A 6,543-nucleotide genomic window follows, 5' to 3' on the forward strand; every position below is an offset into this window, starting at 1 on the left:
TCATCGTAAGGTTCCCAACCCGTACTCGCACCCGGTCGCCCTTGTTCACGACCAGCGGATCGATGTCGGGGAAGATCCGGCTGTTCCAGGTCCAAAGGTTGAAATCCGTCATCGTCATGATGCGGGGTACATATGTCCCCGGATCGATGTCGAAAGCATTCAGCATAATCAGGAAATCGCGATCCACCGGCATGAAGGCCGGATCCCTGGGATGGACCACGAACATGCCCATCATCCCCATCGCCATCTGCGCCATTTCGTCGCCGTGGGGGTGGTACATGAACGTTCCGGACTTCACCAAGTCGAATTCGTAGACGAAGGTTTTGCCCGGCGGGATGCTTGGATGGCTCAACCCGGAGACCCCATCCATGCCTGAGGGAAGAATGAGCCCGTGCCAGTGCACCGTTGTGCCTTCCGGCAGCTTATTGGTGACGTAGATGCGCACCCGGTCGCCTTCGACAGCTTCGATCGTCGGGCCGGTGGATTGGCCGTTGTAGCCCCACAAATGCGCAATCATGCCGTCGGCAAGCTCGCGTTCTACCGGTTCGGCCACGAGGTGGAACTCTTTCACCCCGTTGTTCATCCGGTGCGGCAGGGTCCACCCGTTCAATGTGACCACAGGTGTGTAGTCCGGCCCGGAATTGGGACGCGCCGTGATCGCCGTTGCTGCGCTATCCATTTGGGCAGCTTCGGGCAGGCCCATGTTCAGGGTTTGACCCCAGGCTTTCGAAGAGACCAGCGTTGCACCTGCCGCGCCGGCTCCGAGTAATTGACGTCTATTTAGCATGTCAGTTCCTTTCAGTGTCCTGCGCCGCCACCGGCGGCAAGTGTCGCGCCTTCTCCACCAGCACCGCCACCGCCTTCGCCGCCGCCATAGATCGCAGCGGTCAGATCAGCCTGTGCCATGTAGAATTCGCGTTTTGCGTTTGCCGCTTCCAGTGATGCGCCCAGTTTCTCGCGCACGTCTGTCAGCAGCTCGAAAGTGTTGGTGATCATGCCGTTATAGGACAGCAGACCCTCTTCTTCGACGGTCGTGCGTAGCGGCACCAGAACGTCGCGATAGTGGCGGGCGATCTTATACGCGGCGTGATAGGAGGCTTCAGCACCACGCGCTTCGGACCGGACGTTGACGGCTCTTTCTGCCAGCACGTTGGCTGCTTGCAGGTACGACAATTCCGCCTTGCGCATCCGTGCCTTCCCGGTGTCGTAGATCGGGATTGCGAACTCCACCTCCACCTGAGGGGTGGTCACGGTCTCCGTTTCTCCGTCCTCAATTTCCCGCTCCGCTTCGAACCCGGCAATGAATTCGAGATCGCTGATAATGCGAGTCTGATCAGTCAGACCAAACGCTTTGGCCTGTGCTTCCAGGCCAAGTTTGGCAACGCGCAGATCAACCCGATTTCGCAATGCTTTCGCTTCGATGTCAGTCACACGGCCGACGGAACGCGGCAGCGCAGGAAGGGCATCGGGCACATAATAGTCGACTTCGGTGCCCCACAGCCCCATGAGCCTGGTCAGCTGCTCTTTGGACCGGGTAGCATTCAAGCGTGCCTGGGCAAGTTGTCCGGCGAGTTCGGCATTGAATGCCTGTTCACGGGCCTGCCCGGCTGTGTTAAGCGCGCCGGTCTCGCCCAGTCTCATCGCTAATTCCGATCCGGCGTCAGACGTCGCTTTCGCACGGCGCAGATAGCTCACGGCCTCGAAGGCGGCTACGGCATCGACCCATGCCTTCCGCGTCTGATTGGCCAGTGCGAGTGTGTCGTTCACGGCGCTCAGTTGAGCCTGCCGGAAGTTTGCGTCTGCAATGGCCGTACGCTGCTTGCGAGTGGTGGCATCGAGCACGTTCGACCGGATCAGTCCTTCGATCGCCCTGTAGGCACCCAGTTCGGGCGCACCGATGCCCAGTATACCGATTGCGACGATCGGGTTTTCCGGCGTCGATTGCTGCCAGGCCTCTGCGGCCGATAGGCCAACGTTCGCATAGGACGCCTGCAACCCCTTGTTGTTCAGAAGCGCGACCTGAACGGCGGTGTCCGCCGAAATGGTCTTGCGATGCACCATTGCGTGCACCTGCTTTTTCAGTGCCTCGTTTTCGGCCTGGGTTTCGGCGAAGGCTGTCCGTTTGCCAATGGCTGGTGTGACCTGGCTGGAAATATTGGCGAAGCCAGCTTTTGGTTCCGTGTAGATGCCCGGCACAGCTGTAGCACAGGCACCCAAGATTAGCGGAAAGCCGAAAACCAGCGGAAACTTCGATACCCGCATCAGTTGCCCTCCGTCTGTTCTTGATTGACGGAACGCCAGTCGCGGGGACCTGTAGGGCCGCGATAGGTGTAGCCCGCCAAGGGGTCCTGATAGCTGATCGGCGATGAAACTGCCGTGTTGACGACGGCCTGTTGGGTCGCGACGGACGGCAACGGGGTGGGCTCATAGGCGCATGCGCCAAGCCCGAGGGCCGAAGCCCCCATAAGTAGATGAATTTTCATGAAAGTAACCTGATTGGTGAACGTTGTCTCACGCAGAATCTGCGCAAGGCTCACACCCGATTTGGGCGCCGGTTCAGATCAGGAATCGAGGGGGCCGAAGAAACCCTGCTGTTTCTACCGAATACGTTTGACCGTCCAGAATGACATATTCACTTGTACCAACCGGCTCTGCTCTGATCTTGGTGTCTTCGATGAAGACGACAGAAATACAGATGCCGTTGCAACACTCTTGGGTTTGTTGCTCTTTGCCATCCTTGTCTGACGCTGCCATGCCGATGTCGCTTGCGACCTTAAGCGTCTCATGCGCGTGATGCGCACCGCTTCCAGTGTGATGGGCCTCTGCAGCACCAACGACACCAACAGACTTGGCTTGATGTCCGTCATGCATGCCGGACGCCGCGTGAGCGGCAGAAGGTGGTGACAATACCAATGCCAGCGCAAACGCAATGCACGTAAACGCCCTTGACCAGCTTGATATGACAACTCGAAAGTTCATGAGCAAGATATCGGATACCGGAACCATGTCGTCAATCCGTCCAGCGCAGGAAGGTTTGCCGCTTTTTTGTGAAACAGGCGAAATACGGTCGCTGCTGTTAAAAATGTTGCATATCGGAAACATGTAAAGGGCCAAAGCCTCGCTCCCGCTCAGCGGAGCGTTGCTGACGCGTCTTGTGTTACCGAACTTCAGCCAGTTTTTCGGAGACAAAGCCCGCAGCGCTGATCGCTGCGGCCAATGCAGTTTCATCCAGAGTGCTGTCGACGCCGACGATAGGTGCAGTCAGATCGCACGAAACTTTTGCATCTGGGTCGGCAGCCATGATGGGCTTTTGCATGGAAGCGGCACGATGGCCGCGATCTCCGCGCAGATTGCAATAGACCCTGAAAGGAGCCCGCCCACTCGGATAGGAATATTCCGTTCTGAAAATTACCGCCAGCGTAAGACATGCAGAAAAGCTACTTTCCAATGCTATCAACATTTCCGCAACTAGGTCCGGCAGTAACCTACCATTTGTTATGTCGCTCGGCCTGCAGTTGAGACATGGAACGCGGTTCAGGAGATTTCGAAACTTAAATTTCATTCGTTCCAAAGAGCTGGAGCGAATGCTTGGTTCCCAAACGCAGGTTCAACATCCTCGATCTCAAGCCGTATATGTGCCAACGTTCTTACATGCAGAGGTTTTTCTCCGTCGACATGCCCGGTATTCAGTTTGTGAGCATTGTCTTGGCATTCAGCCTCGCAGCGTTACTGCCGGTCCTCTGCCTTTATATCTTGCTTTCGCCGGGCTTTGCAGCGGCTCTTGCCGCCGGCGGGCCATCGCTGGCCCGCTTTCTGAGGCAAGTTACGACCAACGGTCTGCCCGTAGTTTTTGCCGTAAACTATGTCAGTTTTTTTCTTTTCGCGGTGATACAGAAACCAAAGGTCGCCCGCCGAGATATGGCGTTTTTCGTGCTGGTGGATATCTTGCTCAGAGCCATTCTCTTTCCAAGCCTCCACGCATTGATCTACGTTTTGTCTGCCGACTGGTTCGAGTCATTCGGGGGCAGTCGTGCAACCGCGTTGTCGGTCGTTGCCCCAACCCTTGCGCGTTCGGCGTTATTTGAGAACATCTCCGGAGTTTATCTTTATGCGACAATGATCAGCGCGCTGCCGCTATATGTTTCAGCTTTCGGGCAGTCGGAATTTCTTGGACCGACTGTTCGTCGCTTGCCAATAAAAGCGGGCTTGATGCTGCTCGCCTTGTTTGCGTTTGCCCTGTCGGTCGGATTGATCGCAATCGGTGCACAAGGCATCGCATACCTTCAGGGCTAGATGATGGCTGGCTATTCACCGTGGGAATGCGCGGCCTGAGGTGCCAACCATCGCGACAAGTAAACGCGCTCGAAAGCGAAGACAGCGATCATTCCGACAGCCGCATACAGAACGATCATTGGATCACTTTGAAGCTTCATTACGGTGAAAGCTGCCAATACAATTGCATCGAGAGAAAGCGCAGACAAAAGCACGATACTGGAGGCGCCAACTTCGGTTCGACGATAGCGGAACACGCCCCAATGTATGATCATGTCCATGACGAGGTAAAAGAAGGCACCAAGGGATGCGATCCGTCCCAAATCAAAGAGCACGGCCAGCGTCGAGGCGATAACGACTGTATAGACCAGCATATGCCGCTGGACAGCCCCGGACATGCCAAAATGGCTGTGCGGGATCATTTTCATCTCCGTCAGCATGGTCAGCATCCGCGACACTGCGAAAACGCTGGCCAGCACGCCGGATGCCGTGGCCACGGCCGCCAACACGACCGTCAAGTAAAAGCCGACCTGCCCGAGTGCGGGCTCAGCCGCCTGGGCCAGCGAATAGTCGCGCGCGGCGATGATTTCGTCGATTGTCAGGCTCGCGCCCACGCCAAAGGCCACAAGCAGGTAGACCACCACGCAGATCGCGATGGACAGCATGATAGTGCGGCCCACATTGCGGTGGGGATCGGTGATTTCGCCGCCGCTGTTGGTGATCGTGGTAAAGCCCTTGAAGGCAAGGATCGCCAGCGCAACGGACGCGATGAAGCCTGTCACTCCAAAGGTCTCGGCCGTTTCTGACGCGGCTGCGAACTGAAACCCGCTTGACCAGAGTGCTGCGATACCGAACAGCGCGATGCCCCCGATCTTGATCGCCGCCATGATTAGAGAGAATAGCCCGACGGAGCGGTTTCCTGCGATGTTGACCAAGAATGCGAACACGATCACGGCAACCGCCAGAACGGGCACAAGTGGCCCGCCCGTGATATCGAAAGGCCGCAAGACATAAGTGGCGAATGTCCGTGCGACGAGGCTTTCCGCGATCACCATGCTGAGCGCCATCAAAAGCGCCGCTCCCGCCGCGACCGCCCCCGATCCATAGCATTTCTGAAGGATCATCGCGATGCCCCCTGCCGAGGGCCAGGCGTTCGACATCTTAATGTAGCTGTAAGCGCTGAAGCTGGTCACGATGGCACCAGCGATGAACGCGAGTGGAAATAGTGGTCCAGCCAGCTGGGCGATTTGTCCGGTCAGGGCAAAGATGCCCGCACCGATCATCACGCCCGTGCCCATGGCAACAGCTCCGCCAAGGCTGATCGAGCCTTCACGGTAGCCGTCGTTCCCATCGTGGTTTTTATTGTGTTTCTGCATTTCGATCTGCCTTGGTTGCTTTTTAGGTCGTTACGCCTCTGCGCATGCCCACCCGATAGGTTTCAGGCCGCCAGAAGTCCCGACCCTGGGCGTCTGATGAAATCGCGACTACTCCCGTTGCGAGGGTGCGCCGTAGATCCGCCGGGAAGTTTGCGAACGCCATGTGACTACAACGGCGGCCCCTTGCAGAGCGATAACTGACGCCACAAGGGCAACGAACGGCCATCGCGCCCAGTTCGGCTCAGGCATTTGGCGGTGAAAATCAAGAAAATGAAAGAACAAGAAATAGGCCGTGTGCAGCACTGCCAGCCACCACAGAACATAAGCGCCCTGCTGGATGTATTTCCACACGGACGTGCCAAGTACCCTTTGGCTGAAATTATTCGACGTACCGGCAAGCACAAAGCCGTAGAGCAGTGCCGCGATCCCAACCACATTGGCCAGCGCAAACCCGTGCTGAAGCATCACGTAGCGTTGCAGCTGGGGGTGAAACTCAAAACCGAACAGCCGTGCAAAATCAAGCTCGACCCAGCCGATCAGTATGATGATGGTATGCACCGTCGCCGCCAGAACCGCATAAATACCGAGCTCGCGTCGGTACGGCATGAGCTTCCGTAAAAAGGGCGCAGACGACAAGCGTGCGAGCGGCCCAATCGCCATTGCAGCAACGATGAGCAGCAGTGAAAGATCCCCCAGCGCTCGGTTGTAGCGGTGCATCTCCGACCACTCGGCACGCGAAGCAAGCAGCAGGTATCCCGTCAGCACGGACGTTCCTATGATTAGTACGTGCCGCAGAAGGGCGGGTTTTTTCATCATGGTTTCAGATACCGTATGTTCTTGGTCTCAAGATTGAAGTGCGACACCCACAGCCCGAAGGGCATAGGATGTTGGCATG

Annotated in this window: 7 protein-coding genes; 1 reads left to right on the forward strand and 6 read right to left on the reverse strand. The window is 57.1% G+C overall.

The window, feature by feature from the left end; genetic code table 11:
* From P775_RS12715 to P775_RS28945, 4 genes are all read right to left on the reverse strand, one after another.
* Positions 1 to 787: multicopper oxidase domain-containing protein (locus P775_RS12715; RefSeq protein ID WP_180287429.1), on the reverse strand; the 787-nt coding region annotated here is incomplete at its 3' end.
* A gap of 11 nt (positions 788 to 798) precedes the next feature.
* On the reverse strand, positions 799 to 2,262 hold the full coding sequence (locus P775_RS12720) for a TolC family protein (protein WP_099911350.1): 1,464 nt from the start codon (positions 2,260 to 2,262) through the stop codon (positions 799 to 801).
* Complete coding sequence (locus tag P775_RS12725) at positions 2,262 to 2,483, reverse strand: putative periplasmic lipoprotein (protein ID WP_226892491.1); 222 nt, start codon at positions 2,481 to 2,483, stop codon at positions 2,262 to 2,264. Before P775_RS12725 ends, P775_RS12720 begins: the two co-directional genes overlap by 1 nt.
* 73 nt (positions 2,484 to 2,556) lie before the next feature.
* Positions 2,557 to 3,228 carry a hypothetical protein gene (locus P775_RS28945; RefSeq protein WP_245875674.1) on the reverse strand — a complete coding sequence of 224 codons (672 nt, stop codon included), beginning with the start codon at positions 3,226 to 3,228 and terminating at the stop codon, positions 2,557 to 2,559.
* A 360-nt stretch (positions 3,229 to 3,588) separates the two neighbouring features.
* On the opposite strand from P775_RS28945, the gene P775_RS12735 reads away from it, so the two are divergent.
* Complete coding sequence (locus P775_RS12735; protein WP_245875675.1) at positions 3,589 to 4,293, forward strand: hypothetical protein; 705 nt, start codon at positions 3,589 to 3,591, stop codon at positions 4,291 to 4,293.
* An 11-nt stretch (positions 4,294 to 4,304) separates the two neighbouring features.
* Here the strand turns inward: P775_RS12735 and P775_RS12740 are convergent, their stop codons facing one another.
* Both P775_RS12740 and P775_RS12745 read right to left on the reverse strand, forming a co-directional pair.
* Entirely contained in the window at positions 4,305 to 5,648 is a 1,344-nt protein-coding gene (locus tag P775_RS12740) for an APC family permease (RefSeq protein ID WP_008282879.1), read from the reverse strand.
* A gap of 108 nt (positions 5,649 to 5,756) precedes the next feature.
* A complete protein-coding gene (locus P775_RS12745) occupies positions 5,757 to 6,413 on the reverse strand; it encodes a ferric reductase-like transmembrane domain-containing protein (protein WP_008282880.1) in 657 nt (218 codons plus the stop codon).
* Between the last annotated feature and the right edge of the window lie 130 nt (positions 6,414 to 6,543).

This window comes from Puniceibacterium antarcticum, assembly GCF_002760615.1.
Taxonomy (GTDB): domain Bacteria; phylum Pseudomonadota; class Alphaproteobacteria; order Rhodobacterales; family Rhodobacteraceae; genus Puniceibacterium; species Puniceibacterium antarcticum.